Raw genomic sequence first — 24,586 nt, 5'->3', positions numbered from 1 at the left:
GTTTCTAATAATAATTCCACAAGGGAAATTTATGTTAAATCGTTACCCTTTATGGAAGAATCTGATGGTGATCATTGTGGTCGCCATCGGTGTGCTTTATTCTCTTCCAAATCTTTATGGCGAAGATCCTGCCGTTCAAATTACGGGTACTAAAGGTATTCAAGCCGACACAGCCGTTCTTGCGGATGTTCAACAAGTCTTAACTAAAAATCATTTAGACGCTAAGTCAATTTCTCTTCATGACGGCAATATCCTCGTTCGTTTCAAAAACACTGATGTACAATTGCTAGCAAAAGATGATATTGCACAAGCATTAGGTGATAATTACTCTGTTGCTTTAAATCTTGCACCAGCAACACCAAAATGGTTAGCCGATATTGGTGGTACACCAATGAAATGGGGGCTAGACTTACGTGGTGGTGTGCGTTTTCTTATGCAAGTTGATATGAATGCTGCTTTGAAAAAACATCAACAACAACTCGAAGATAGTTTACGCACTGATCTTCGTAAAGCGCATTTCCGTTATCGTAGCATTGTTCCTGCCGCTGATTTTAGTACAACCATTACGTTAGCAAATTCTGATAACCTTTCAGATGTAAAAGATTTACTTCATAAAAAATATCCAAATATGGATGTTAAAGTTTTAGGCGATGATCAATTATCCCTATCACTTTCTGAAAACGCATTAGTGGAAGAACGTAATCACGCAGTAGAACAAAACTTAAGTATTTTACGTCGCCGTGTTGAAGAACTTGGCGTTGCGGAACCTGTCATTCAACGTCAAGGTGCTGATCGTATTGTTGTAGAATTACCAGGTATCCAAGATACAGCGCGAGCAAAAGAAATTTTAGGTGCAACAGCAACGTTGGAATTCCATCTTGTGAATCAAAATGCGAATTTAGATGCTGCGCTACATGGATTAGTTCCTGCTGATTCAGAAATTAAATATGATAAGAATGGTCGTCCAGTTGTACTTTATCGTCGAGCAGTACTTGGTGGTGAGCATATTACAAATGCGAGCGCAGGTTCAGATCAACAAACTGGCCGTCCAGATGTAAATGTAACACTAGATAATGAAGGTGGTGAAATTATGGCAGAAACCACTAAACTTAATCTAGGTAAACCAATGGCAACGTTATACGTAGAGTATAAAGACAGCGGTAAAAAAGATGCATCAGGTAAGCCAATTCTTGAAAAACATGAACAAGTGATTAATGTTGCAACTATTCAAGGTCGTTTCAGTAATCAGTTTCAAATTACAGGTATTGATAGCCCTGCAGAAGCACAAAATCTTGCAGTATTATTACGTTCTGGCGCATTAACAGCACCAATTCAAATTGTTGAAGAACGTACAGTTGGACCATCACTTGGTGCACAAAACGTTGCTCAAGGTCTAGAAGCGGGATTATGGGGCTTAGGTATTACCATCCTCTTTATGTTGGTTTATTACCGTTTGTTTGGTTTATTCTCTGATCTTGCGCTAATTGCAAATATGGTGTTGTTAGTTGGTTTAATGTCATTATTACCAGGTGCGACTTTAACGATGCCAGGGATCGCAGGTATCGTATTATCAGTAGGGATGTCTGTGGATGCGAACGTACTTATATTTGAGCGGATTCGTGAAGAAATTCGTAACGGGCGTTCTGTACAACAGGCGATTAATGAAGGGTATAGCGGTGCATTCAGTAGTATTTTCGATGCTAACTTAACTACAATTTTAACCTGTGTAGTGTTATATGCGATCGGAACAGGACCAGTTAAGGGCTTTGCAATAACACTCTCTCTTGGTGTCGCTATTTCAATGTTTACTGCAATTACTGGTACGCGTATGCTTGCAAACTGGGTATATGGCGGTAAACGTGTTAAGAAATTATCTATTTAAAGGAATGTATCGTGGGCTTATTTAATCGCAATGAAGAAATTCATAGATATAAAGGGGTTGTTTTACCTTTTAAACTTGTGAATTTCATGAAATATAGAAAGTTTGCGTACGCTTTCTCAATCATTCTTACAAGTTTATGTGTTGTGTGTATGTGTGTGAAAGGGTTCAACTGGGGGCTAGATTTTACTGGCGGTACTGTTGTTCAAACGCAATTTTCACAACCTGCAAATTTAGAAAAAGTACGTACTATTTTACGTGATAATCGCATAGAAGGGGCTGTTGTACAGACAATGGGCGATGCAAAAAATGTCATGATTCGCCTACCAGCCTCTGCTGGAAATGCAAAAATTGGTAATCGTATTCAATTAATGCTCACTAATTTAGATCCGCATATCAAGATTGAAAGTGTAGCATTCGTTGGACCAAATGTGGGTAAAGATTTAACCGATAGTGCAATTTATGCGACTTTTGCAACGTTGTTAATGTTACTTGTATATATTGCAGTACGTTTTGAATGGCGTTTAGGTGCAGGAGCAGTAATCGCACTAGCACATGACGTTATCGTAACACTCGGGGTATTTTCATTCTTCCAAATTGAAATGGATTTAACCTTTGTGGCTGCAATTTTATCGGTGGTAGGTTATTCATTAAACGATAGTATCGTGGTATTTGACCGTGTACGTGAAAATTTCCGTAAAATTCGCCGTATTGATACGGTAGAAATTGTGAATGTTTCATTAACACAAACCCTCGCGCGTACGTTAATGACATCTATTACGACATTATTTACTGTTGTTGCACTATTCCTATTTGGTGGACCTTCTATTCATAGCTTCTCGCTAGCGTTATTAGTAGGGATTGCATTTGGGACTTATTCTACAATCTATGTTGCAATTAGTATTGCTTTAGATTTAGGATTGAAACGTGAACATATGCTTGTTCAGAAAGTTGATAAGGAAGCTATCGAGGAGTTACCTTAATCAAAAAATAGTACAAATAATCATTCGCTTAGCCATATTGGCTAAGCGAATTGTAGATAACCATCATGCTATTAGGAGGAATACTTAAAAATGAGTGTAGTAAAAAATCATTTCACGTTATCTGTTAAAATGCTTGCTCCTTGTTTAAGTTCGTTGTTCTTTTTTATTCCCGCTTTTGCTAATGAAGTTCCTCATCATTCATCAACTCACATTGTTAGTCATTCTCAATTAGCACTTTATCGACAACACTATCACGAATTAGAAAAATTGCTGACAACGCCTCAGAAAAAAGATGTCACAGCAAAAATTCAGCAATTATTAAATAGCATAAAAGGGTATGAGCTATATCCTTTTGCTGAATATAGATGGTTATTACAGAAACCAAATTTAACATTGCAAGAAATATCTGCTTTAAAGAAAAGACTGCCATCTTACTTGTCTATTAAGCCGATTGAACAACGTTGGCTAAATCAACAAGTTAAATATAAAAACTGGACAGCAATTTATGCCAATCGCGGAAATTTACCTAAAAATATCTATTCTCAATGTTTAGTATTGCAGGCTCAGCAACAAATGGAGCATACATTAACAGCTGGAATGATTGAGTCGTTAAATAAATTGTGGCTTACAGGGCATAGTTTACCAGTAAGTTGTGATCCTCTTTTATCAGCATGGACTCAAAATGGACACTTATCCGATCAACTTCTGTTAGAACGGGGAAAACGTGCATTTCAGTCTTATAATCAAGGGTTATTGCGTCATTTATTAAAACAAGCTAAATCGCCGCAAACAAAGAAAGTACTGAACCAATATTTGCAACTTGTACAAAATCCAATGATTTTGTTAAACACTAAAAGTGTATTAAGTGCTACCCAATTGATGAAAAATCCTGATCAAAATAAACATTTAATTTTGGTGATGTTTCCAAGATTAGTACGCTCATTATCAACGACACAACTCCCGCAAAATGTCACCTTTAATACATTTCAACATTGGGCGAAAGGTTTTAAATTAACGGATGCTGAGCAAAAATCGTGGGAGAAATTACTTGTTAAACATTTCTTTGATAGCACTGCTCCTGAGATTATGGCATGGCGAGATAAAACGTTATTAAAATTAAAAAATGATGCATTGTTTGAACGTCGCATTCGTGTTGCTTTACGTAATAACAATAATCCTTTGCCATGGATAGCACATTTATCGCCAGCAGTTCAGCATAAATCTGAATGGGAATTTTGGCGTGCTTTTGGCTTATTAAAATATAAAAATCAGCGCCATGAGGCACATAAAATTTGGTACCAATTAACAAAAAAACGTGGATTCTATCCAATGCTTGCGGCGCAAATGCTTGATATTACTTATCGTCCACCAATGGAACATTTTAAAGGAGAGCGTTTACATTTAAACCATCAGCAAGAAAAAGAATTAGGTGTCATTCGTGAATTACATCTAATGCAGGAAAATCATTTTGCAGCGTTGGCGTGGGCGAGATTACTTTCAAATATGCCTGCAAAAGAAAAACTCGCTATGGCACGTTATGCAGAAAAAGAAAAATGGTACGATTTACAAGTTGAAGCAACAATTCTTGCCAAAGCGTGGGGCTACTTACCACTTCGTTTACCTGAAGCTTATATTCCTTGGTTTAATCTTTATTTAAAAGATAAAAATATCCGTCGCACGTTTGCGATGGCGATTGCACGTCAAGAAAGTGCATGGCGACCACAAGTTAAATCACATGCCAATGCATACGGATTAATGCAATTGATTCCAAGTACCGCGAAGATGACGGCACAAAAGCAAAAATTGAATTACAGTTATCCGCAACAATTATTTGATCCAAAAACAAATATTATGTTGGGCGTGCAACATTTAGAGGATTTGTATAGTAAGTATGGCAATAATCGTATCTTAATTTCAGCCGCATACAATGCAGGGCCGCATCGTGTAGATAAATGGTTGGCTAAAAGTAATGGAAAATTGACCATGGCTGAGTTTGTTGCCACTATTCCATATCGTGAAACACGGAATTATGTAGAGAATGTTTTAATCTATGACTATTATCATCAAATTTTACAAAATTACCGTTTACAAAAATTTACTAAAAGCGAATATTCTCGTAAATATTAATAAAAAAGAGTGAAGTTCTAGTACAAAAAGTGGTAGAATTTTGCTCTTTGAGATTTTTTTATTTTTATTTTTTTATTAAGAAGGTGTGATAATGACCCAACAGAGCAATAATGTCGTTACTCAAGACGATGAAATTGATTTAGTTGCACTTATGTTTTCTTTATGGAAACGTAAATGGACGATTGTTTGGACTACAATTATTTTTGCAATTGGGAGTATTGGTTATGCGTTATTTGCTCCTCAAGTATGGACATCAACAGCAACGATAACGCAACCACAAATGAAAAATATTGTTAATTATTTAGGACAAATACAACAATATACCTCAATTGGTAACCAATATACTAAGATGCCTTCTTATCTATTTGATCAAAGTTGGCTATTTGATAAGTTTAAAAATGTTTTATTGTCTAGAGAATATCAAGCATTTTATTTAAAACAAACTGATTTCTATAAAAAAGCACTTCAGAGCGGGGAAAGCTCGCATCGAATCTTAAATACTTTGTTTAAAGATATCAAAATTAATAAATTTGATGCTAAAGATGCACCTGTGGCATTTAATGGTATTACAGTTTCTTTTAGTGGACCAACACCTGAATTAGCTCAAACCTTACTTAAAGGGCTGATTGAAAATGCGGATAATTATGCAAAACAGAATATTTTTGAAAACCAAGTCGCACGTGTGAATGATTTGCATGCTGGTTTAGAGTTAGAGCTCAATCGTATTCAAGAAAATGTTAAAGCAACAAAAGAAAATAAAATTCAAGTCTTGGAACAAGCTTTACAAATTGCGAAAAAAGCGGGCATTAAAGATTACCAACCTATTGAAGATGCTAACGGAAGATCTAAACCATCTATTAATGATAATTTACTTTTTATGTTAGGTGAAAGAAATTTAACTGCACAGTTAGAAAGTTTAAAAGCTTCGCCATATATTTATCCTACTCGTTATTATCAAATTAAAGCACAACTAGATGCATTAACTGAATTAACAGAGCATGATAAACCTGTAAAATTCCAAACCTATACATATCAAGATGCACCAAGTTATCCAGTAAATCGTACTAAACCTAAACGTGCAATTATCGTGGTGGCGGGGACCGTTGCTGGTGGCGTTATTGGGGTACTACTTGCGCTATTTATGAACGCAATTACAACTTATCGCCGTAAAGAAGATTTATCAAAATAATAAAAGTGAAATAAAAAATGCCAATTTACATTGGCATTTTTTTTTATCCATATCTCATAAAATTTATATTTAGTTAGATACCAAATGCATTGCATTAAAGACTTGTTTTACGCCCTCAACTTGTCGGGCAATATTAACGATAATTTTTGCTTGTCCTGGCAGTACATTACCCATCAAGTAAACATTACCATTTTCAGTAATGACTTTAACATTGATACTATTAATATTAGGGGTAACAAATAGTTTTGATTTAATTTGTGATGTAATGCGTACATCTGTTAATACTTGGCTTGCAGAGATAGGTTGGTTAACCAATAGTTCATTATATATTGCACGAACGTATTGGACACCTCGTGTAATATTACCTGCTTGTACTTTTAGTTCTTCAGATGGTACTTGTCCAACAAGTAAAATATCATGATTATACGAAATCGCATCAATACGCGCTTCTTTTTTGAGTTGTGGATCTTTATTTAACGCAACCATAACACGATGTTCCAGAACATCATCGCTTAATTGTGTTTTAAGCGAACGTGGGTCATTGATGATTTTTCCTGTGACTGCGGTGCCACCAATAATTGCAGCAGGTACACAAGCTTGTAACATCATGGCAGAGCCAAGGATAAGAAGGCAAGAGTTGAGTTTACGTTTCATAAAGTTCTCCATCAAAGGTAGTGGTAAGTGAATTACATATTATGTGCAAACAATGAATAATCAATTAATTCACATAAGCTATTCGTGATAAATAGATGTTGCTCTAATATTCGACTTTCTTTATGCACAGGGACTGATATTTCTAAATCTTGTTCAGTTAAAAAACCTTTAACGTGATCATTATTACTACCAGTTAAAACAATAATACGCAATTCTCGGTTATTCGCACAGTGCATTAAATTAAATAGGTGATTTTCATTCCCACAAGGTGCGAATACAACCAGAAGATCACCACTTTCAGCAAGCGTTTCAAATTGTCGTAGATAAAGGTTATCTTCAGAATTATCGGCATAAATTGCAGAGGCAAGAACACCATCTAGAGATAAAAGTACGGCAGGAAAACTTGGTCGAGTAATTTCATATTTGTGAAGTAAGTTTGTCACGAGAAATTGCGCATTTGCATATGCACGACCTTGCCCACAAACAATGATCTTCTTTTCATTTAATAGAGTATCTACCATCGTCTGGGCCGCATTCACAATAACTTCTGGAAGAAGTTTTGAGGCCGAGATCTGACTTTGAATACTTTCTGCATAAAGATGGTTAATTTTTTCTAACATATTTCTATAGTTTTATTGAGATCGGGCATTTAAAAGATTAATCATCTAAAAAATTTGGTAGCCATTCCATATCATGAATATCTTTTCCAAATGCAATGAGATCAAAACGGCAATCCGCATCTTCAAGGCTGAGGTGTTTTTGAGCTAACCAAAGCTCAGCCGCATGTAACCAACAACTCTGCTTTTGTTTATCGACACTTTCAATCGCAGAACCAAAGTTTGCATTACTACGTTGACGAACTTCGACAAAAACGAAGGTTTCACCATCCAACATTATAAGGTCGAGTTCTCCGCCTTTAAATGTAACATTTTTGTCAATAAAACGCAGACCCTGATGTTCTAAGAATTGCCGCGCGGCATTTTCAAAGAATAGCCCTTGTTGACGATGAAACCTTTTTTTTAATGCAGTAAGCACACTAGCACGCCCTGAAAATCGTTAAAAATTATGCAGATTAATATGCCTGAAGCATATTTTGATCCGCAGAAGTTGGCTGATTTTTAGCATCATTTATTGCATCTGTTACAGTAGCAATATTATTCGTTAGAGTCGCATTAGGATCTGTAGAATTTGTATCGCTATTAGTTGTAGATGTAGAAATAACAGATGAACTTGGTTGTGCAACAGGATTATTATCTGCGACAACTAAGGCGCCATTCTTATAAGAATACCATGTCATATCACGGTTTATGTGGCAACCATAATTTGCAGAGAGATTACCTGTTAAACCTTGAACGTGGAAGCCTGTAATAGTGCGTAGAGCATTCATATTATTAATGATTGTCCAAGCATCTTCACCCATTGCATAAAGACGCATAAGGGAATAATCGCCTTTATTTGCCTGGAGAATTTGTTGGAATTGAGCAGAATTACCTTGGCTAAATAATGGTAAATCCGTAAATTGTGTACCATTCATTGATAAACGATACGTACCCAAATTATTTGGTGAGTTAATGCGAGATGTCGTAAATAATGGAATAGCTACGTTAGTGTTATCAAGCGCATTTTTGATATTACCAAGTTGCGTATTATTTCCTAATGCAAAGACACCATCGACTGGTTTGAAACTTGGATCAATTTCTTGGCGTGAACGTGGGGCAGTTGCTGCATCTTTCGTATCTTTTGAAACATCAATAATTCCTAATGCTTTAACAAAAATTGGGCGCAAGTCATCTGCATCATTATAGTAAGATACTTCTGTATCACCACCGCCTAGGGCTTGCCAACGTGTATTGAAGGCTGTTGCGATACGTTGACCTAAATTATTTTGAGGGACAAGTATCAATGGTAAGCGAACATTTTGTTGCCACATTCTATCAGCCGCTGCACGAGCTTCATCTTCAGGTGCTAATCCAAAATAACAGACTTGTGACAATGCTGGATCATCTTGCGTTGAATTTAGCGTAAGTACTTGTAATCCAGAAGTCCAACTTGGATGGCTAATTAATTGATCAACATTTTGTTTTAATAATGGACCAACAACAGTCGTAATACCTTGTGCTTTAACTTGATCCATAATATCGGACATACTCATTTTCATGGTATCAAAAACGGTTACAGGTACGCCTGACCCTTTATTTGCAGCATCAAAACCCTTTTCTACAGTTTGCCCAATTAATTGAACATTTCCACTTAGTGGTAAGAGTAAAGCAACATTATTAATATTGACATGTTGATAGTTAAGAATACCTTTTAATTCAGATGGTAGGAGATCATCTGTCACTTGCATCCCATAATTAGTACGCCATATTTGTAAATTTTGGCGAAGTGTTTCAGGCGAGTGAATATTCTTATTATAAAGATCAGCAAGTGCTAACCAACCTTGTAATACAGGTGGATTTTCAGGATTACCCATTGCATTTTGGATAATAGAAGGATCAGTTTTGCGTAAAACCGCCCAAATAGCATCATTATTTTGCTGATGTGCAGTATTGCTAGAAAGATAGGCATCTGCTTGAATCAACGAATTAATTGCAGCAAGGGAGTTATTTTGGGCTTGCTGAATTTTTGCCGTGATTCGCAAGAAGCGTACTTTTTGATTATTGGTTAAGCTGGAAAAATCCACTTGTTGCAACAATTGTTGAGCTTTAGCCGTATTATTTAATAATATTGCTAAACGTGCTTGAATTAATGTTCTATCTAAAGATTGCTCTGAATCTAGACCTTGTAAACCAGTTAATAAACCTTGCGCTTGTGCAAATTTGTTTTCATGTAACATAGCACGAGCTGCCAATAATTTATAATCATTGCGTATAGTAACGTCTTGCGTTTGCATACTATGACGTAAATAATAATCTGAATTAGCGGTCGCTTCTTGAGATAATAAATCGCCAGAATTGTCGAATAGGTAGTTGAGATTACCACAACCTGCCAAAAAAAGACTCAAAGAAATCGGCGCTAAAAGATGTTTAAAGGATTTACGATGTGATAGCATAACGGCATTTTCTCCTTAACGAATTTAAGGTAAAGATCTTACTTGTCTAATAGACTAAAAGCAAATAAAAGCGAAGGAATTATGCAAAAAACAGCTGGAATTTTATACATTGTTCCCACTCCAATCGGGAATTTACAAGATATTACGCAACGTGCATTACAAATTTTTGAAGAAGTAGATTTAATTGCAGCGGAAGATACACGGCATTCAGGCTTACTTCTTTCACATTACGGAATTAAAAAACCTTTCTTTGCTTTGCATGATCACAATGAACAACAAAAAGCAGCAGCATTGGTTGAAAAATTGTCACAAGGTAGCAATATTGCATTGGTATCAGATGCGGGGACACCGTTAATTAGTGATCCAGGGTTTCACCTCGTTCGAGCTTGTCGCCAAGCGGGAATTAAAGTTGTACCTTTAGCGGGGGCATGTGCAGCCATTACCGCACTTTCGGCAGCAGGTATTCCTTCAGATAGATTCTGTTTTGAAGGATTTTTACCCGCTAAAAGTAAAGGACGTTTAGATCGCTTAAATACCGTGGCGGATGAAACACGTACGATGATTTTTTACGAATCTACGCATCGTATCTTACAAACTTTGGCAGATATGAGAACAGTTTTCGGCGGAGAACGTTACGTTGTTTTAGCACGAGAATTAACTAAAACTTGGGAAACGATTGTGGGCGATACGTTTGATAATCTAATTCCATGGCTTGAAGAAGATGCGAATCGCACTAAAGGTGAAATGGTGGTGATTGTGGAAGGCAAGACGGAAGTGGAAAATGACGAAATTCCTGCAAATGCACAAAAAGCCCTAGCACTTTTAGTAAAAGAACTTCCGCTAAAAAAAGCTGCAGCCATTACAGCAGAATTGTATGATGTTAAGAAAAATCAGCTTTATCAATGGGGACTTGAAAATCTTTCATAATTTAAATTACGCCCCAATAATCGAAAAAATTTATTGAAAATTGAGGCGTAACAAAAAGAAAAGGAATATGGCGTGCTACACTGAACAGACTATCAGGAAGATACGCATATACATATAGGAGCAAATATAATGTTAAATATTGTTTTTCTAGATCGCACTTCATTACCTGCGAATGTAAATATACCAAGACCAACTTTTTTACATAATTGGGTAGAGTATGATAAAACAGATCATAAGCAAATTATTGAACGAGCAAAAGATGCGGATATTATCATCACTAGCAAAGTTCCTTTAGATCGTGAAATCTTACTGCAATTACCTAAGTTAAAATTTATCGCTATTACCGCCACTGGGATGAATAATGTGGATTTAAATGCGGCAAAAGATTTAGGAATTGAAGTGAAAAATGTCACAGATTATTCCAGAGAAAGCGTTGCAGAACATGTTATTGGCATGATTTTCTTGTTAAAACGACATTTAATGAACTGGTATGCTGATCAGCGTGAAGGTAAATGGGCAGAAAGCCCACAATTCTGCTATTTTGATTACCCAATCCAAAATATTCGAGGCTTAACGTTAGGTATTATCGGTAAGGGTAGCATCGGAAAAGAAGTAGCACGTTTAGCCGAAGCGTTAGGGATGAAAGTGATTTTTGCAGAACATCGTTACGCTATGCGTGTGCGTTCGGGATACGTTGCATTTAATGATGTACTGAAAATGGCTGATGTAGTAAGTTTACATTGCCCGCTTATGCCAGAAACAGAAAATTTAATTAATGCTGAGACGTTGGCATTAATGAAATCCACTGCAATCTTAATTAATACAGGACGTGGTGGTTTAATTGATGAAGATGCACTACTGCATGCATTAGAAAATGGCAAAATCGGTGGTGCGGCATTAGATGTTTTAAAACAAGAACCTCCTCGTGCAGATAACCCATTATTTGTTGTCGCACAACGATTACCTAACCTGGTCTTAACCCCTCATATTGCTTGGGCGGCGGAGAGTGCAGTTGAAACTTTAGTACAAAAAATTCATCATAATTTAGAATCATTTGTAGCGAATGCAAACTAATTCAATGATATAAAACTTAAATGGCGGATAGACATATTCGCCATTTTTTTGAGATTTTTTATGAAATTACCTATTTCCCTTTACATTGCTTTACGCTATTGGAAAACCAAAAGTAGCGACCGATTTGGTAAATTAATTACTCGCCTTGCAAGTATCGGTATTGCCCTTGGTGTGATGGCTTTAATTATTGTTCTTTCGGTTATGAATGGATTAGAGCATATGCAAAAAGTGCAACGTTTGGCGGGATTACCTCACATGCTAGTGGAAAGTAAAACGCCATTTTTATTAAAAGATACGGCTAAGATTGAAAAGCAAATATTGACATTGGCACCACAGGTCCAAAAAGTCGTGCCAATTAATCAAGATAATGTGATTTTACAAACGCCAGAAAATATTACTGCTGCTCAAATAATTGGGATTCGCCAATTTAGCGATGCTCCACAACTTATAGAATTTTCGCGTGAAAATCTAAATAATCTCTTACCACCTAAACAATTTAAATTATTAATCAGTGCTTCATTAGCTGATCGCACGCATTTACAAGTGGGCGATAAGGTACGAGTAATGTTGACGGATTACAGTCAATATACGCCGTTTGGGCAAATACCTGTTGAGCGATTATTTACCGTCAGTGGTATTTATTATGCCCCTGATGTTTCGGAACAGGGACAAGTCTTTACCAATCTTTCGGATATTGGTCGATTAATGCGAATTTTACCAACGCAAGTGAAAGGGTTTAGATTATATTTACGTGATCCATTCGCTGTCCAAGACGTGAGAGATGAATTAAGTCAAGTTAAAACCTGGCAATTGCACGATTGGCGTGAACAACGTGGTGAATTTTTCCAAGCGGTTAAAATGGAAAAAAATATGATGGGATTGCTTGTGAGCCTCATCATTATTGTCGCTATTTCCAATATTCTGACCTCATTAAGTTTAATGGTGGTGGACAAGAAAAATGAAATTGCCATTTTGCAAACGCAGGGCTTAACACGCCGCAAAATTAGGCAAATTTTTATTTGGCAAGGGCTACTGGTCGGTATTAATGGTACATTTTGGGGAACATTAATTGGTACGCTCATTGCGGCGAATTTTCAAAAAATTTGGCAAATGATTATGCCAGATGGGCTTTATTTACCAACACTCGTTGAGCCATTACAGATCGTTATTATTGTGATCTTTGCATTATTATTTACTTTATTATCAACACTTTATCCTGCATATCGAGCAGCTAAAGTACAACCTGCTCGTGCATTGCGAGATGAATAAGGATAAAAGATGAATTCAGAAAAATTATTAGATTGTCAGCATGTCAGTAAAACATTTCAAAGTGGTGATGAAAAAACACGAATTTTGCATGATGTGAATTTTTCCATTAAAAAAGGCGAAATGATTGCCATTTTAGGAAGTTCAGGCTCGGGAAAGAGTACGTTATTGCATATTTTAGGAGGCTTGGAACAGGCAACAGAAGGCGATGTATTACTACTTGGCGAATCATTACAGAAGAATAATGACGAAAAATTAGCACGTTTACGCAATGAACATCTCGGCTTTGTTTATCAATTCCATCATTTGATGATGGATTTTACGGCGCTTGAAAATGTCATGATGCCAATGCTAATTGGACGAAAAAATAAAAAAGAGGCGAAAGCACGCGCTGAAGAGCTTTTGAAAGCAGTAGGATTAGTACATCGTATGCATTATAAGCCAGCCATGTTATCAGGCGGTGAACGCCAGCGTGTTGCGATTGCACGGGCTTTGGTTAATAACCCAGCATTAGTGCTAGCTGATGAACCGACAGGTAATCTTGATCATAAGACAACCGAGGGTATTTTTGAATTATTACAAAAATTAAATCGAGAACAGAATACGGCATTTTTATTGGTGACACACGACACACAATTAGCTAATAAATTACCACGTCGCTTGATGATGCGTGACGGCATTCTAGGGGAACACGTAGAATGAAAAATGCGTTTGCCATTAGTTGGCGCTATCAACAAGGTAGAAAAAGCCATCTTGTCAGCTTAATCTCTTGGTTTTCTATGATTGGTATTGCCCTTGGTGTAGCTGTGCTTATCATTGGGTTGAGTGCCATGAATGGCTTTGAAAAAGAGTTGAATCAACGGATTTTATCGGTCGTGCCTCAAGTTGAAATTACAAGTTATGCTTTTGGTCCAGAATCTCAACCGATAGAAAATTATCCGCAACTACAAAGCGTGTTACAACGTAACAAATCAATTGTAGCTTCTGCTCCTTATGTGAGTTTTCAAGGGTTGCTTGAAAATGGTACGCATCTTAAAGTGGCACAAGTCCGAGGTATTGATCCGCAATCGCAGGAACAGGTGAGCCGATTACGATATTTTGTATTGGATAATGGATGGCAAACTTTTAAAACAGAAGGGGGCGTGATTCTGGGGGCAGGCATTGCACAAGCATTGCATGTCAAAGCGGGAGATTGGATTAGTTTGTTATTAGCACAAAAAAATGCCACACAACAACTGAGTCAGCCTCAAGAAATTCGCTTAAAAGTTGCGGGTATTTTACAGTTACACGGTCAATTGGATTATGTTTATGCTTTAATGCGCTTAGATGAAGCGCAAGCACTTTTAGGCTATACCAAAACTCAAGCCACAGGTGTAGAGCTCAAAGTGCAGCAGCCATTCTTAGCAAATCAGATTCGCTATCCACAATTACAGACCTATCCGCAAGGGTTACAAGCACAAACTTGGATGGCGCAGTTCGGATATATGTACCATGATATTCGCCTTATCCGTATGGTAATGTATTTAGCGATGGCTTTAGTCATTGCCGTTGCCTGTTTTAACATTGTATCTACGCTCATTATGGCGGTAAAAGATAAACAAGGGGATATTGCCGTATTAAGAACACTTGGTGCGAATAGTCGTTTTATCCGGCGGATTTTTATTTATTATGGGTTAATAGCTGGATTAAAAGGTTGCGTGGCAGGGATTATCCTAGGTGTCCTCGTTTCCCTTAATTTAACTAACTTAATCAAAGGGTTGGAACATTTGATTCACCACAAATTTTTGTCAGGCGGGATCTATTTTATTGATTTCATGCCAAGCGAATTACATTGGCAAGATGTTGGATTGGTGTTTGTCTGTGCACTAGTATTGAGCTTAGTTGCAAGTCTTTATCCTGCTCGTCGAGCGGCCCAAATTCCACCTGCTAAAGTCTTAATGAATAAAGGCTAAACAAGAAATTGGAAAAATATTACGCCCCAATTTTCGTAAAAATTTTTATGAAAATCGGGGCGTGTTTTTTTATGTTTTAAATCTATTTATCTGCCATGTTAGCTAATAAACGGGTTAAAACATCCCAGTAAGTTGCTACTGCTGGAATATGAACTTTTTCATCAGGTGAGTGTGCATTACGAATGGTTGGTCCGATAGACACGACTTCAAGGTTTGGATAGTGTTTTTTCAATAAGCCACATTCTAAACCAGCATGGATAACTTTAATCGCAGGTGCTTCACCTAATACATCTGCATAATGTTGTTTGGTTAAAGCAAGGAGTTCGCTATCTGGTTGTGGTGTCCAACCTGGATAGTAGCCAGAGAATTTCACTTCACCGCCCGCTAAATCCATTAGTGATTGAAGTTGAGCACGGATTTGAACCGTACCGCTTTCGATAAGTGAACGAATAAGAATAGTACCAACGACTGCATTCCCTTCCATACGAAGAACACCAATGCTTAATGATGTTTCAACAGTATCTTTTACTGCATCACTTTGGCGCATCACACCACAAGGTAATACGTTGAGTGTATCAATGATTTTACGGGCAGAGGCTGGAGTGAAAACGTCTTTTACTGCGTCAAGTTTTGTTAACGCAATTTCCATATTTTCTTCAGTCGCTGCATATTCAGAAGCAACCGTGTTGGTAAAGTCTGCGACGGCTTTTTCTAAGATTGCTACGTCGCCATTGAATGCGATACTTGCAAAAGCTTCGCGTGGGATAGCATTACGGATAGTCCCACCACGGATTTCACTTAGGGTAAAGTCAAATTCTGGATGAGCACAACGGAATTCTGCAAGGAAGCGCACCATCATTTTAATCGCATTACCGCGGTTTTTATGGATATCACATCCAGAGTGTCCGCCACGTAATCCTTTCAAACTGAATTGATAGTGGTGTGCAAAAGTATTTGCTTCAGTAGTAAATGGTAAGCTAATGTTTGCATTTTCCCCACCAGCACATCCTACATAGATTTCACCGTTTTCTTCAGTATCTAGGTTAATCATTAAATCATGTGTTAACCAATTTGGACGTAAACCAACAGCGCCTTCCATACCTGTTTCTTCAGACATTGTTAACAATACTTCAAGATCAGGATGAGGAACATCGCTTTCTAAAATTGCGAGGGCAGAGGCCATCCCAATTCCGTTGTCTGCACCTAATGTCGTGCCTTCAGCGGTTACCCATTCCCCATCAATATAGGCTTTAATCGGATCTTTTTGGAAATCATGCACGGTCGCTTCATTTTTTTGAGGCACCATGTCAACGTGTGCTTGTAAAATCACGCCACGTTTGTTTTCCATGCCTTTAGTTGCTGGTTTACGAATAAGAACATTACCCGCTTCATCACGTTCAGCGAAAAGACCTTTCGATTTCGCCCAATTTACGATGAAAGTAGCAAGTTCATTTTCATGGTAAGACGGATGTGGAATACTGCAAATATCGGCAAACCATTTCCAGACTAATTGTGGTTGTAATTGTTTAATTTCTGACATTTTTATCCTGCCTTATTAAGAGAATATAAAAATTTTGATAAAAATCCCTAAAATAATAGCATAAAAAACAATTTCGGGTTATCCTACGGCAATTTTATTTACATGTAATACTATTTATAAAAAACTTAAGGTGAATTATGAGCGAAAAATATATCGTTACTTGGGATATGTTCCAAATGCACGCCCGCAAACTTTCTGAACGTCTAATGCCAGCTAGCCAATGGAAAGGCATTATTGCTGTGAGCCGTGGCGGCTTATTCCCAGCTGCGGTATTAGCGCGTGAATTAAACTTACGTCATATCGATACCGTGTGTATCGCAAGCTATGACCACGATAAACAAGGTGAATTAAATGTACTTCATGCTGCACAAGTAGAAAATGGCGGTGAAGGTTTTATCGTTGTTGATGATTTAGTAGATACAGGAAATACTGCACGTGCTATTCGTGAAATTTATCCAAATGCACGTTTTGTATCAGTTTTTGCAAAACCAGCAGGTAAATCATTAGTAGATGAATATGTTATTGATATTCCTCAAGATACTTGGATTGAACAACCTTGGGATATGGGAATTTGTTTTGTCCCACCTTTGGCAAGAAAATAATCCGCATAAACTGTTAATAGGTTTACTCTTAAAATACCCTGATCACTCGGTCAGGGTATTTTTTTGTTCAAAACAAATTAATGAATAAAAAGTCATAAAAATGAATAAAAATATATTGAATAATTATTTTTACAAGAGTAGTATTTAGACATAGTTTTAGAAAAGGTGATAATAAATGGGAATTAATGTACAAAACTTAAACTTTTTTTACGGAAATAATCAGGCATTATTTGATATTAATTTGCATGCAAATGCTGGTGATGTCATGGTACTGCTTGGACCGAGTGGAGCGGGGAAAAGTACGCTAATTCGTACGTTGAATTTATTAGAAAAGCCCGCATCAGGTGAAATCAAAATTGCCGGGTGTGAATTCAATATCGCAACGAAAAAATCTTTGTCTAAAGATATTCAGCAATTGCGTAAAGAAGTTGGTATGGTTTTTCAACAGTATTGTTTATGGCCCCACCTTACCGTTATGCAAAATTTAATCGAAGCACCAATTAAAGTGCTTGGTATGAGTAAAGATGAGGCCAAGAAAGAAGCGATGGCTTTATTAAAACGTTTGCGAGTTGAGCAGTTTGCAGATCGTTATCCTTTGCATTTATCAGGTGGTCAGCAGCAACGTGTGGCGATTGCACGTGCATTAATTATGAAACCCAAAGTATTACTTTTTGATGAGCCGACAGCCGCACTTGATCCAGAAATTACCGCACAAGTTGTTTCTATTATTGAAGAATTAAAAAGTTTCGGGATTACACAAATCGTTGTGACGCATGAAGTGGGGGTCGCTCGTAAAATTGCAACGCAAGTTGTGTATATGGAGCAAGGACATATTATTGAAAAAGGGACAAATGATTGTTTCTTTAATCCTCAAACACAAGCATTTAAACAATATCTTTCTCATTCAGCTGACTAGGAGTTTAAGATGAAAAAATTACTATTAACGACATTATTATTAACAAGTACAACCGCTTTTGCACAAAATATTACCTTTGCGATGGAAGCCACTTACCCTCCTTTCGAAAGCACAAATGTTAAAGGTGAGATTGTCGGTTTTGATGTGGATATTGCGAAAGCAATCTGTAAACAAATTGATGCGACATGCTCATTTAAAAATGAACCATTTGATGCACTTATCCCAAGTTTAATCCGTCACCGTGGTGGTTTTGATGCCGCAATTTCAGCGATTGATATTACACCTGCACGGGCACGCAAAGTGGCTTTTTCTATTCCATATTACACAGGTGGTGCCGCATTCATTGGTAATAAAGCAGATGAAACCATGGCTCAAGTCAAAAATGTGGGCGTACAAAATGGGACTACTTATCAACAGTATATCGAAAATCAGGGCGATCGCTATAACATGAAATCCTATGCAAGTATTCAAGATGCGATTTTGGATCTTACAACAGGGCGGATTGATGCGGTATTTGGCGATGCTTCAACATTAGGAGATGCAGTTAAAGCACAGAAAGGCCTACATTTTATTGGTGATAAAGTGACAGATCCAAAATACTTTGGACACGGTTTTGCAATTGCAGTAAATAAAAATAACACTGCATTGCTTGAGCAATTAAACAAGGGTATTACGCAAATTAAAGCAAATGGCGAATACCAAAAAATTTATAATCAATGGTTTAAATAGATGATGTTTTTTGATTATCTTCCGCTAATGTCATCGGCTTTATTGATGACATTAGCTCTTTCAGTGTGTTCGCTCGGTTTCGGGCTTGTTTTAGCGATTATCTTTGTGGTCTTAGAAGATACCAAATGGCGCACATTTAACAAAATTTTTTCGATTATTGTGGCGTTATTGCGTGGCTTACCAGAAATTTTAGTGGTTTTCTTAATTTATTTTGGTTTGCCCGAATTGATTCAAATGATCTTTGGAGATTATTTGGAATTAAGTGCTTTTTCATCAGGGGTTATTGCGCTTGGGATTATTTTTGCTTCGTATGCATGCCAAACGCTACGTGGAGCAGTGAAGGCTGTTCCGCGAGGGCAGTGGGAATCGGCACAAGCATTAGGATTAAGCAAGGGTTATACGTTTATCCATGTTATTTTGCCTCAGGTCTGGCGCCATGCTTTACCAGGGCTAAGTAATCAATGGTTGGTGCTTTTAAAAGACACAGCCTTGGTATCTTTAATTGGAGTGACGGATCTGACTCGCCAAGCCCAATTAATTACTACCTCGACCCATCAGCCTTTTACTTGGTATGTAGTGGTGGGATTAATTTATTTACTCATTACCTTATTTAGCCAAGCGATTATAAAACGTTTAGAACGTTATTTTACGCGTTTTGATAAACACTGTTATGAATAGGAATTGCAAAGATGGATTTTGATTATTTAACTTTTATCGCAAGAGGGATTCCAACTAGTTTACTCTTAACGGTTTGTGCGCTCGTTATCGCATTTAGTTTAGCGATTTTGTTTACTTTTGTATTGGCATCTTCTAATCGAATGTTAAAAGGGCTAGTGAATATTTATGTCACGATATTTACAGGTACGCCATTACTCGTTCAATTTTTCCTGATTTATGCAGGTCCAGGACAATTTCAATGGATCGTGCATAGTCCTGCCTGGCATTTATTATCCAGTGCATGGTTTTGTGCAATGTTAACGCTTGCTTTAAATAGTGCTGCCTATTCGACGCAATTATTCTATGGGGCAGTCAAAGCCGTACCGCAATCGCAATGGGAAGGGTGTGCAGCACTGGGATTATCCCGTTTTCAGACCTTAAAAGTGCTTGTTCCGTACGCATTAAAACGCGCCTTACCGTCTTACAGCAATGAAATTATCCTTGTATTTAAAGGCACATCTTTAGCGTCAACCATTACCGTAATGGATATCATGGGCTATGCTGATAGACTTTACGGAACAGAATACGCCGCTTTACCAATTTACGGCTTAGCGGGCGTCATTTATCTTGTTATCACTGGTATTGCTACCTTTATTCTTCGTAAAATCGAAAATCGTGTTTTAGCGTTTGAGCGCGTAGAGGTGGTGTAAACCCCAGAGATGAAATTGAAAAACCACGCTTACTGGCGTGGTTTTTACATAAATTTTTCCGAAAATTGGGGCGTTAGATTTCTTGCCAGAAATCGCTGGGGAAGTGTTCTTTGGCTTTGTTGAGTAAATTTGCTAGATCTTGATAGTTAGGCTGATGGTTACTTGGCAGCGTGGTAGAAATGTTAAATTCTTTTTCTAATTGTTGGGCGATTTTGTCGTACCAGTTTTGTGTGATAGGCGATAGTGTAGTGGTAGCACGTTTTCCGAGCCAGGATAGCCCTTGGATAGGCAGACCTAGCGCAACGAGTGCAGTGATAATGGCTAATACCAATGCAGTGGTGTCATGGGGAGCATAAATTTGTTGCCAAACGATCGCAAAGGCGGCAAGAAAAGGCATAAATTTAATTGCGAATTGTGTTGCCTTTATAATTCTGACTTCTGGAAAAATAAGACTTAATTGTTTGATATTAGGCCAAGATTTTAGATAAATATCGCCCTGTTTTAATCGTGTCGTAAATTGCATAACTCATCCTTACATCTAAATAAAAAGGAAAAAATTGCTGGAAGTAAGTAGATTTAACAGAAAATTTACTTTTTTTTAGCACTTTTTTTCACTTTTAGTGCGAGATAATTTATTTTTCCTTTGAAAAGGTGTATCCTACCCGCCACAATTTTGTTGTCAACCCATCTAATACCTATAGGGAATTAGGTGTTCTTTTTAACTTCATTAAGTAGGTTATGTATGTCTAAAAAATTAGTTCTTATTCTTAACTGTGGTAGTTCTTCTTTAAAATTTGCGATCCTTGATCCTGCCACTGGCGAAGAATTTTTATCAGGTTTAGCGGAAGCTTTTTATTTACCTGATGCTCGCATTAAATGGAAATTAAATGGCGAAAAAGGCAATGCTGAATTAGGCGCGGGTGCGGCACATAGCGAAGCATTAAACTTTATCGTAAGTAATATTCTTACTGCAGAATTAAAAGATAGCATTGGCGCTATCGGTCACCGTATCGTTCACGGTGGTGAAAAATATACTTCTTCTGTAGTGATCAACGATGAAGTGCTTAAAGGAATTGAAGAAGCAGCACAATTTGCTCCATTACATAACCCAGCACATTTAATCGGTATTCAAGAAGCTTTCAAAGCATTCCCTGAATTAAAAGCTAACAACGTAGCTGTATTCGATACTGCATTCCACCAAACAATGCCTGAAGAAGCATTCCTTTATGCACTTCCATACTCTCTTTACAAAGAACACGGTGTTCGTCGCTATGGTGCACACGGTACTAGCCATTTCTTTGTTAGCCAAGAAGCTGCAAAACGTTTAGACATTCCAGCAGATAAAATTAATGTAATCACTTGCCATTTAGGTAATGGTGGTTCTGTTTCTGCGGTTAAACACGGTAAATGTATTGATACTTCTATGGGCTTAACTCCACTTGAAGGTTTAGTAATGGGGACACGTTGTGGTGATATCGATCCAGCAATCATGTTCTACATGCACAACAACCTTGGTATGTCAGTAGATCAAATCGAAGAAACTTTAATCAAAAAATCTGGTTTACTCGGTTTAACAGAAGTAACTAGCGACTGCCGCTATGCAGAAGATAACTACGAAAAAGAAGAACCAGCACGTCGTGCATTAGATGTTTACTGCTACCGTTTAGCGAAATACATCGGTGCGTACATGGTAGCTATCGGTGAAAAACTTGATGCAATCGTGTTCACTGGTGGTATCGGTGAAAACTCTGCACACGTTCGTGAATTAACTTTAAAACACTTAGAAGTGTTTGGTTATAAATTAGATGAAGAACGTAACTTAGCAGCACGTTTTGGTAACGAAGGTATCATCACTGCGGATAACTCACCAGTTGCTATCGTTCTTCCAACTAACGAAGAATTAGTGATTGCACAAGATACTGCAAAACTTTGCATCTAATAAATAATGTAGAACTGTCGGCTTAGCCGACAGTTTCTTTTTTAAACAAAAAAAGGTTTTATTATGTCAAGAACGATTATTCTTATTCCTGTGAGCAACGGGGTTGGCTTAACAAGTGTAAGCCTAGGATTACTTAAATCTTTAGAAGCAAAAGGCGCAAAATTAGGTTTTATGAAACCGATTGCAGATCCACGTTGCTGCGAAGATGCGTTAGATCGCGGTACTGCGATTGTACGTACTACAACTGATATCGAAACCGTTGAACCATTCTCTTTAGAATGTGCTGAACAATTCATCGCAAATGATCAATCTGATGTGTTAATGGAAAAAATTGTTGATAAATTCCAACAATTAAGCAAAGACAAAGACGTCGTTGTGATTGAAGGTGTTGTACCAACTGCGAAAAAATCTTACGCAAACAAATTAAACTACGCAATGGCGCAAGCACTTGATGCGGATATGATTTTCGTTGCTGCACCACTTGATGATTCTGCTGAAGAATTAAAAACACGCGTTGAAGCAATCGCAAGCGAATTTGGTGGTAAAACTAACCCAGATATCCTTGGTGTTATCGTAAATAAAGTAAATGCACCAGTAGATACTGCATGCCGTACTCGCCCAGATTTAAGCGAAATTTTCGGTACTAACCAACACAATCAAGGTAGCGAATTAGAGTTTTCACACGTATTTGCGAAAAGCCCAATCAAACTTCTTGCTGCTATTCATTGGAACGCAGATTTAATTTCTACTCGTACTATCGATCTTGTAGATTATTTAGATGCAAGCATTATCAATGAAGGTGCAATTGCTGATTGCCGTATTAGTAACATCGTGTTTTGCGCACGTAGCTTACCAAATATGCTTGAACACTTTAAAGATGGTAGCTTAATCGTTACTTCTGGTGATCGTGCAGACGTTTTGACTGCTGCTGCATTAATGGTTAGCAAAGGTGTGAAACTTGCAGGTATTTTATTAACTGGTGGTTTCAAACTTGAAAAAGACGTACAAAAACTTTGCTCTCCAGTATTTGAAGCAAACAATCTTCCAGTTGTTCGTGTTGAAGGAAGCTCTTGGCAAACTGCTTTGGCATTACAAAACTTCAACCTTGAAGTGCCTGTAGAAGATACAGCACGTATCGATACTATTCGTGCATATATTAGCAAACATTTGCCAGCAAGCTTAATTGATACCCTAACTGCAGGTATGCAACGTGATGCACGTTTATCTCCGCCAGCATTCCGTTTCAACTTAACTGAAGCTGCACGTAACGCACATAAACGTATTGTTCTTCCTGAAGGGGATGAACCTCGTACAATCAAAGCAGCTGTACTTTGTGCAGAACGTGGTATTGCGGAATGTGTACTTTTAGCAGATCCAGCAAATGTTGAACGTGTTGCTAAAGAACAAGGCGTAAGCTTAGTTAAAGGTATCACTGTTATCGACCCTGCTAAAGTACAAGAAGATTACGTTGCTCGTTTAGTTGAACTTCGTGCGAAAAAAGGTATGACACCAGAACTTGCACGTGAACAATTAAAAGACACTGTAGTACTTGGTACTATGATGCTAGAAGCAGGCGAAGTTGACGGTTTAGTATCAGGTGCAGTTCACACTACTGCGAATACTATTCGTCCACCGATGCAAATCATCAAAACTGCACCAGGTAGCTCAATTATTTCTTCTATCTTCTTTATGTTATTACCAGACCAAGTATTGGTATATGGTGACTGTGCGGTTAACCCAGATCCAACAGCTGAACAATTAGCAGAAATCGCAATTCAATCAGCAGACTCTGCAAAAGCATTTGGTATCGACCCACGTGTTGCAATGATTTCTTACTCAACTGGTACTTCTGGTAGCGGTGCGGATGTAGAAAAAGTGAAAGAAGCAACTCGTATTGCACAAGAAAAACGTCCAGATCTTCTTATCGATGGTCCACTACAATACGACGCAGCGGTAATGGCAGATGTGGCACGTGCTAAAGCGCCAAACTCTAAAGTAGCTGGTCAAGCAACAGTATTCGTATTCCCTGACTTAAACACAGGTAATACCGTTTATAAAGCAGTACAACGTTCTGCGGACTTAATCTCAATCGGTCCAATGTTACAAGGTATGCGTAAACCAGTGAACGACTTATCTCGTGGTGCACTTGTAGATGATATCGTTTACACCATTGCTTTAACTGCAATTCAAGCAACCCAAGAATAATTTAGATTATTTCTTTATCAACCGCATAAGCGTAAGCCTATGCGGTTTTTTTATTTCACGCCCTAATTTTCCGCAAAAATTATGGTCTTTCTGAGATTTTTAGGCTAACTGCTTTATTTTGTACAAAAAAAGAGTAGTATTAAATCACTGCTAGTTGTTCAGTGCATTAATCCTTTCTTGCCGTC

22 protein-coding genes are annotated in these 24,586 nt (G+C 37.6%); 16 read left to right on the top strand and 6 right to left on the bottom strand.

The genetic code is table 11. The features are described 5' to 3' along the window. Window positions 1-31 precede the first annotated feature (31 nt). From secD to EL259_RS00215, 4 genes are all read left to right on the top strand, one after another. A complete protein-coding gene (gene secD, locus EL259_RS00230) occupies window positions 32-1,882 on the top strand; it encodes a protein translocase subunit SecD (RefSeq protein ID WP_126597902.1) in 1,851 nt (616 codons plus the stop codon). Window positions 1,883-1,893: 11 nt separating this feature from the next. After that, window positions 1,894-2,862, top strand: a complete 969-nt coding sequence (gene secF / locus EL259_RS00225) for a protein translocase subunit SecF (protein ID WP_126597900.1) — start codon at window positions 1,894-1,896, stop codon at window positions 2,860-2,862. Between the two features lie 90 nt (window positions 2,863-2,952). After that, window positions 2,953-4,989 carry a transglycosylase SLT domain-containing protein gene (locus EL259_RS00220; RefSeq protein ID WP_126597898.1) on the top strand — a complete coding sequence of 679 codons (2,037 nt, stop codon included), beginning with the start codon at window positions 2,953-2,955 and terminating at the stop codon, window positions 4,987-4,989. Window positions 4,990-5,080: 91 nt separating this feature from the next. Next, window positions 5,081-6,178, top strand: coding sequence for an LPS O-antigen chain length determinant protein WzzB (locus EL259_RS00215; protein ID WP_126597896.1), 1,098 nt, complete (start codon window positions 5,081-5,083; stop codon window positions 6,176-6,178). Window positions 6,179-6,247: 69 nt separating this feature from the next. On the opposite strand, the gene dolP is transcribed toward EL259_RS00215, so the two are convergent. The 4 genes from dolP to EL259_RS00195 are packed head-to-tail and all read right to left on the bottom strand — an operon-like array spanning window position 6,248 to window position 9,884. After that, window positions 6,248-6,832, bottom strand: coding sequence for a division/outer membrane stress-associated lipid-binding lipoprotein (dolP, locus tag EL259_RS00210; protein WP_126597894.1), 585 nt, complete (start codon window positions 6,830-6,832; stop codon window positions 6,248-6,250). A gap of 32 nt (window positions 6,833-6,864) precedes the next feature. Further along, window positions 6,865-7,452, bottom strand: a complete 588-nt coding sequence (locus tag EL259_RS00205; RefSeq protein WP_126597892.1) for a D-sedoheptulose-7-phosphate isomerase — start codon at window positions 7,450-7,452, stop codon at window positions 6,865-6,867. Window positions 7,453-7,489: 37 nt separating this feature from the next. Next, on the bottom strand, window positions 7,490-7,867 hold the full coding sequence (locus tag EL259_RS00200) for a YraN family protein (RefSeq protein ID WP_126597890.1): 378 nt from the start codon (window positions 7,865-7,867) through the stop codon (window positions 7,490-7,492). Window positions 7,868-7,904: 37 nt separating this feature from the next. Further along, window positions 7,905-9,884, bottom strand: coding sequence for a penicillin-binding protein activator (locus EL259_RS00195; protein WP_126597888.1), 1,980 nt, complete (start codon window positions 9,882-9,884; stop codon window positions 7,905-7,907). An 81-nt stretch (window positions 9,885-9,965) separates the two neighbouring features. Here EL259_RS00195 and rsmI point away from each other — a divergent pair, with 81 nt between their 5' ends. The 5 genes from rsmI (at window position 9,966) to lolE (ending at window position 15,103) form a co-directional block, all read left to right on the top strand. Further along, complete coding sequence (rsmI, locus tag EL259_RS00190; RefSeq protein ID WP_126597886.1) at window positions 9,966-10,811, top strand: 16S rRNA (cytidine(1402)-2'-O)-methyltransferase; 846 nt, start codon at window positions 9,966-9,968, stop codon at window positions 10,809-10,811. Window positions 10,812-10,940: 129 nt separating this feature from the next. Continuing rightward, window positions 10,941-11,885: a 2-hydroxyacid dehydrogenase gene (locus EL259_RS00185; RefSeq protein WP_126597884.1), complete on the top strand. Its 945-nt coding sequence runs from the start codon at window positions 10,941-10,943 to the stop codon at window positions 11,883-11,885. Between the two features lie 60 nt (window positions 11,886-11,945). Further along, the gene (locus tag EL259_RS08555; RefSeq protein ID WP_172594196.1) at window positions 11,946-13,154 is read left to right on the top strand and encodes a lipoprotein-releasing ABC transporter permease subunit; all 1,209 of its coding nucleotides are present in this window, start codon (window positions 11,946-11,948) and stop codon (window positions 13,152-13,154) included. Window positions 13,155-13,163: 9 nt separating this feature from the next. Further along, window positions 13,164-13,853 (top strand): lipoprotein-releasing ABC transporter ATP-binding protein LolD, encoded by a 690-nt coding sequence (gene lolD / locus EL259_RS08550; protein WP_172594195.1) that lies wholly within the window; start codon window positions 13,164-13,166, stop codon window positions 13,851-13,853. Then, window positions 13,850-15,103, top strand: a complete 1,254-nt coding sequence (gene lolE, locus EL259_RS00175) for a lipoprotein-releasing ABC transporter permease subunit LolE (RefSeq protein ID WP_126597882.1) — start codon at window positions 13,850-13,852, stop codon at window positions 15,101-15,103. Before lolD ends, lolE begins: the two co-directional genes overlap by 4 nt. A gap of 82 nt (window positions 15,104-15,185) precedes the next feature. On the opposite strand, the gene EL259_RS00170 is transcribed toward lolE, so the two are convergent. Next, window positions 15,186-16,643: an aminoacyl-histidine dipeptidase gene (locus EL259_RS00170; protein WP_126597880.1), complete on the bottom strand. Its 1,458-nt coding sequence runs from the start codon at window positions 16,641-16,643 to the stop codon at window positions 15,186-15,188. Between the two features lie 137 nt (window positions 16,644-16,780). Between EL259_RS00170 and gpt the strand changes: the two genes are divergently transcribed. From gpt to artM, 5 genes are all read left to right on the top strand, one after another. Next, window positions 16,781-17,245 carry a xanthine phosphoribosyltransferase gene (gene gpt, locus EL259_RS00165; protein WP_126597878.1) on the top strand — a complete coding sequence of 155 codons (465 nt, stop codon included), beginning with the start codon at window positions 16,781-16,783 and terminating at the stop codon, window positions 17,243-17,245. Between the two features lie 175 nt (window positions 17,246-17,420). Further along, window positions 17,421-18,161 carry an arginine ABC transporter ATP-binding protein ArtP gene (artP, locus tag EL259_RS00160; protein WP_126597876.1) on the top strand — a complete coding sequence of 247 codons (741 nt, stop codon included), beginning with the start codon at window positions 17,421-17,423 and terminating at the stop codon, window positions 18,159-18,161. 9 nt (window positions 18,162-18,170) lie between these two features. Then, a complete protein-coding gene (locus tag EL259_RS00155; RefSeq protein ID WP_126597874.1) occupies window positions 18,171-18,890 on the top strand; it encodes a transporter substrate-binding domain-containing protein in 720 nt (239 codons plus the stop codon). A gap of 3 nt (window positions 18,891-18,893) precedes the next feature. Further along, entirely contained in the window at window positions 18,894-19,568 is a 675-nt protein-coding gene (artQ, locus tag EL259_RS00150; protein ID WP_126600772.1) for an arginine ABC transporter permease ArtQ, read from the top strand. An 11-nt stretch (window positions 19,569-19,579) separates the two neighbouring features. After that, window positions 19,580-20,257, top strand: a complete 678-nt coding sequence (gene artM, locus EL259_RS00145; protein WP_126597871.1) for an arginine ABC transporter permease ArtM — start codon at window positions 19,580-19,582, stop codon at window positions 20,255-20,257. A 73-nt stretch (window positions 20,258-20,330) separates the two neighbouring features. Here artM and yfbV read toward each other — a convergent pair whose 3' ends face one another. Continuing rightward, entirely contained in the window at window positions 20,331-20,780 is a 450-nt protein-coding gene (gene yfbV, locus EL259_RS00140) for a terminus macrodomain insulation protein YfbV (RefSeq protein WP_126597868.1), read from the bottom strand. A gap of 219 nt (window positions 20,781-20,999) precedes the next feature. Here yfbV and EL259_RS00135 point away from each other — a divergent pair, with 219 nt between their 5' ends. Further along, window positions 21,000-22,196 (top strand): acetate kinase, encoded by a 1,197-nt coding sequence (locus EL259_RS00135; RefSeq protein WP_126597866.1) that lies wholly within the window; start codon window positions 21,000-21,002, stop codon window positions 22,194-22,196. Between the two features lie 63 nt (window positions 22,197-22,259). After that, entirely contained in the window at window positions 22,260-24,401 is a 2,142-nt protein-coding gene (pta, locus tag EL259_RS00130; protein ID WP_126597864.1) for a phosphate acetyltransferase, read from the top strand. The last annotated feature ends 185 nt before the right edge of the window (window positions 24,402-24,586 follow it).

The sequence above is a fragment of the Actinobacillus delphinicola genome, from assembly GCF_900638385.1.
GTDB lineage: Bacteria > Pseudomonadota > Gammaproteobacteria > Enterobacterales > Pasteurellaceae > Actinobacillus_C > Actinobacillus_C delphinicola.
The sequence above is the reverse complement of the archived record's forward strand: the minus strand, read 5'-3'. Positions and strand labels throughout refer to the sequence as shown.

Excerpts from the sequence above, each read along its gene's own strand:
- secD (WP_126597902.1), top strand. The coding sequence starts at position 32 with ATGTTAAATCGTTACCCTTTATGGAAGAATCTGATGGTGATCATTGTG.
- EL259_RS00220 (WP_126597898.1), top strand. The coding sequence starts at position 2,953 with ATGAGTGTAGTAAAAAATCATTTCACGTTATCTGTTAAAATGCTTGCT.
- EL259_RS00215 (WP_126597896.1), top strand. The coding sequence starts at position 5,081 with ATGACCCAACAGAGCAATAATGTCGTTACTCAAGACGATGAAATTGAT.
- dolP (WP_126597894.1), bottom strand. The coding sequence starts at position 6,832 with ATGAAACGTAAACTCAACTCTTGCCTTCTTATCCTTGGCTCTGCCATG.
- EL259_RS00205 (WP_126597892.1), bottom strand. The coding sequence starts at position 7,452 with ATGTTAGAAAAAATTAACCATCTTTATGCAGAAAGTATTCAAAGTCAG.
- EL259_RS00195 (WP_126597888.1), bottom strand. The coding sequence starts at position 9,884 with ATGCTATCACATCGTAAATCCTTTAAACATCTTTTAGCGCCGATTTCT.
- rsmI (WP_126597886.1), top strand. The coding sequence starts at position 9,966 with ATGCAAAAAACAGCTGGAATTTTATACATTGTTCCCACTCCAATCGGG.
- EL259_RS00185 (WP_126597884.1), top strand. The coding sequence starts at position 10,941 with ATGTTAAATATTGTTTTTCTAGATCGCACTTCATTACCTGCGAATGTA.
- EL259_RS08555 (WP_172594196.1), top strand. The coding sequence starts at position 11,946 with ATGAAATTACCTATTTCCCTTTACATTGCTTTACGCTATTGGAAAACC.
- lolD (WP_172594195.1), top strand. The coding sequence starts at position 13,164 with ATGAATTCAGAAAAATTATTAGATTGTCAGCATGTCAGTAAAACATTT.
- lolE (WP_126597882.1), top strand. The coding sequence starts at position 13,850 with ATGAAAAATGCGTTTGCCATTAGTTGGCGCTATCAACAAGGTAGAAAA.
- EL259_RS00170 (WP_126597880.1), bottom strand. The coding sequence starts at position 16,643 with ATGTCAGAAATTAAACAATTACAACCACAATTAGTCTGGAAATGGTTT.
- gpt (WP_126597878.1), top strand. The coding sequence starts at position 16,781 with ATGAGCGAAAAATATATCGTTACTTGGGATATGTTCCAAATGCACGCC.
- artP (WP_126597876.1), top strand. The coding sequence starts at position 17,421 with ATGGGAATTAATGTACAAAACTTAAACTTTTTTTACGGAAATAATCAG.
- EL259_RS00155 (WP_126597874.1), top strand. The coding sequence starts at position 18,171 with ATGAAAAAATTACTATTAACGACATTATTATTAACAAGTACAACCGCT.
- artQ (WP_126600772.1), top strand. The coding sequence starts at position 18,894 with ATGTTTTTTGATTATCTTCCGCTAATGTCATCGGCTTTATTGATGACA.
- artM (WP_126597871.1), top strand. The coding sequence starts at position 19,580 with ATGGATTTTGATTATTTAACTTTTATCGCAAGAGGGATTCCAACTAGT.
- yfbV (WP_126597868.1), bottom strand. The coding sequence starts at position 20,780 with ATGCAATTTACGACACGATTAAAACAGGGCGATATTTATCTAAAATCT.
- EL259_RS00135 (WP_126597866.1), top strand. The coding sequence starts at position 21,000 with ATGTCTAAAAAATTAGTTCTTATTCTTAACTGTGGTAGTTCTTCTTTA.
- pta (WP_126597864.1), top strand. The coding sequence starts at position 22,260 with ATGTCAAGAACGATTATTCTTATTCCTGTGAGCAACGGGGTTGGCTTA.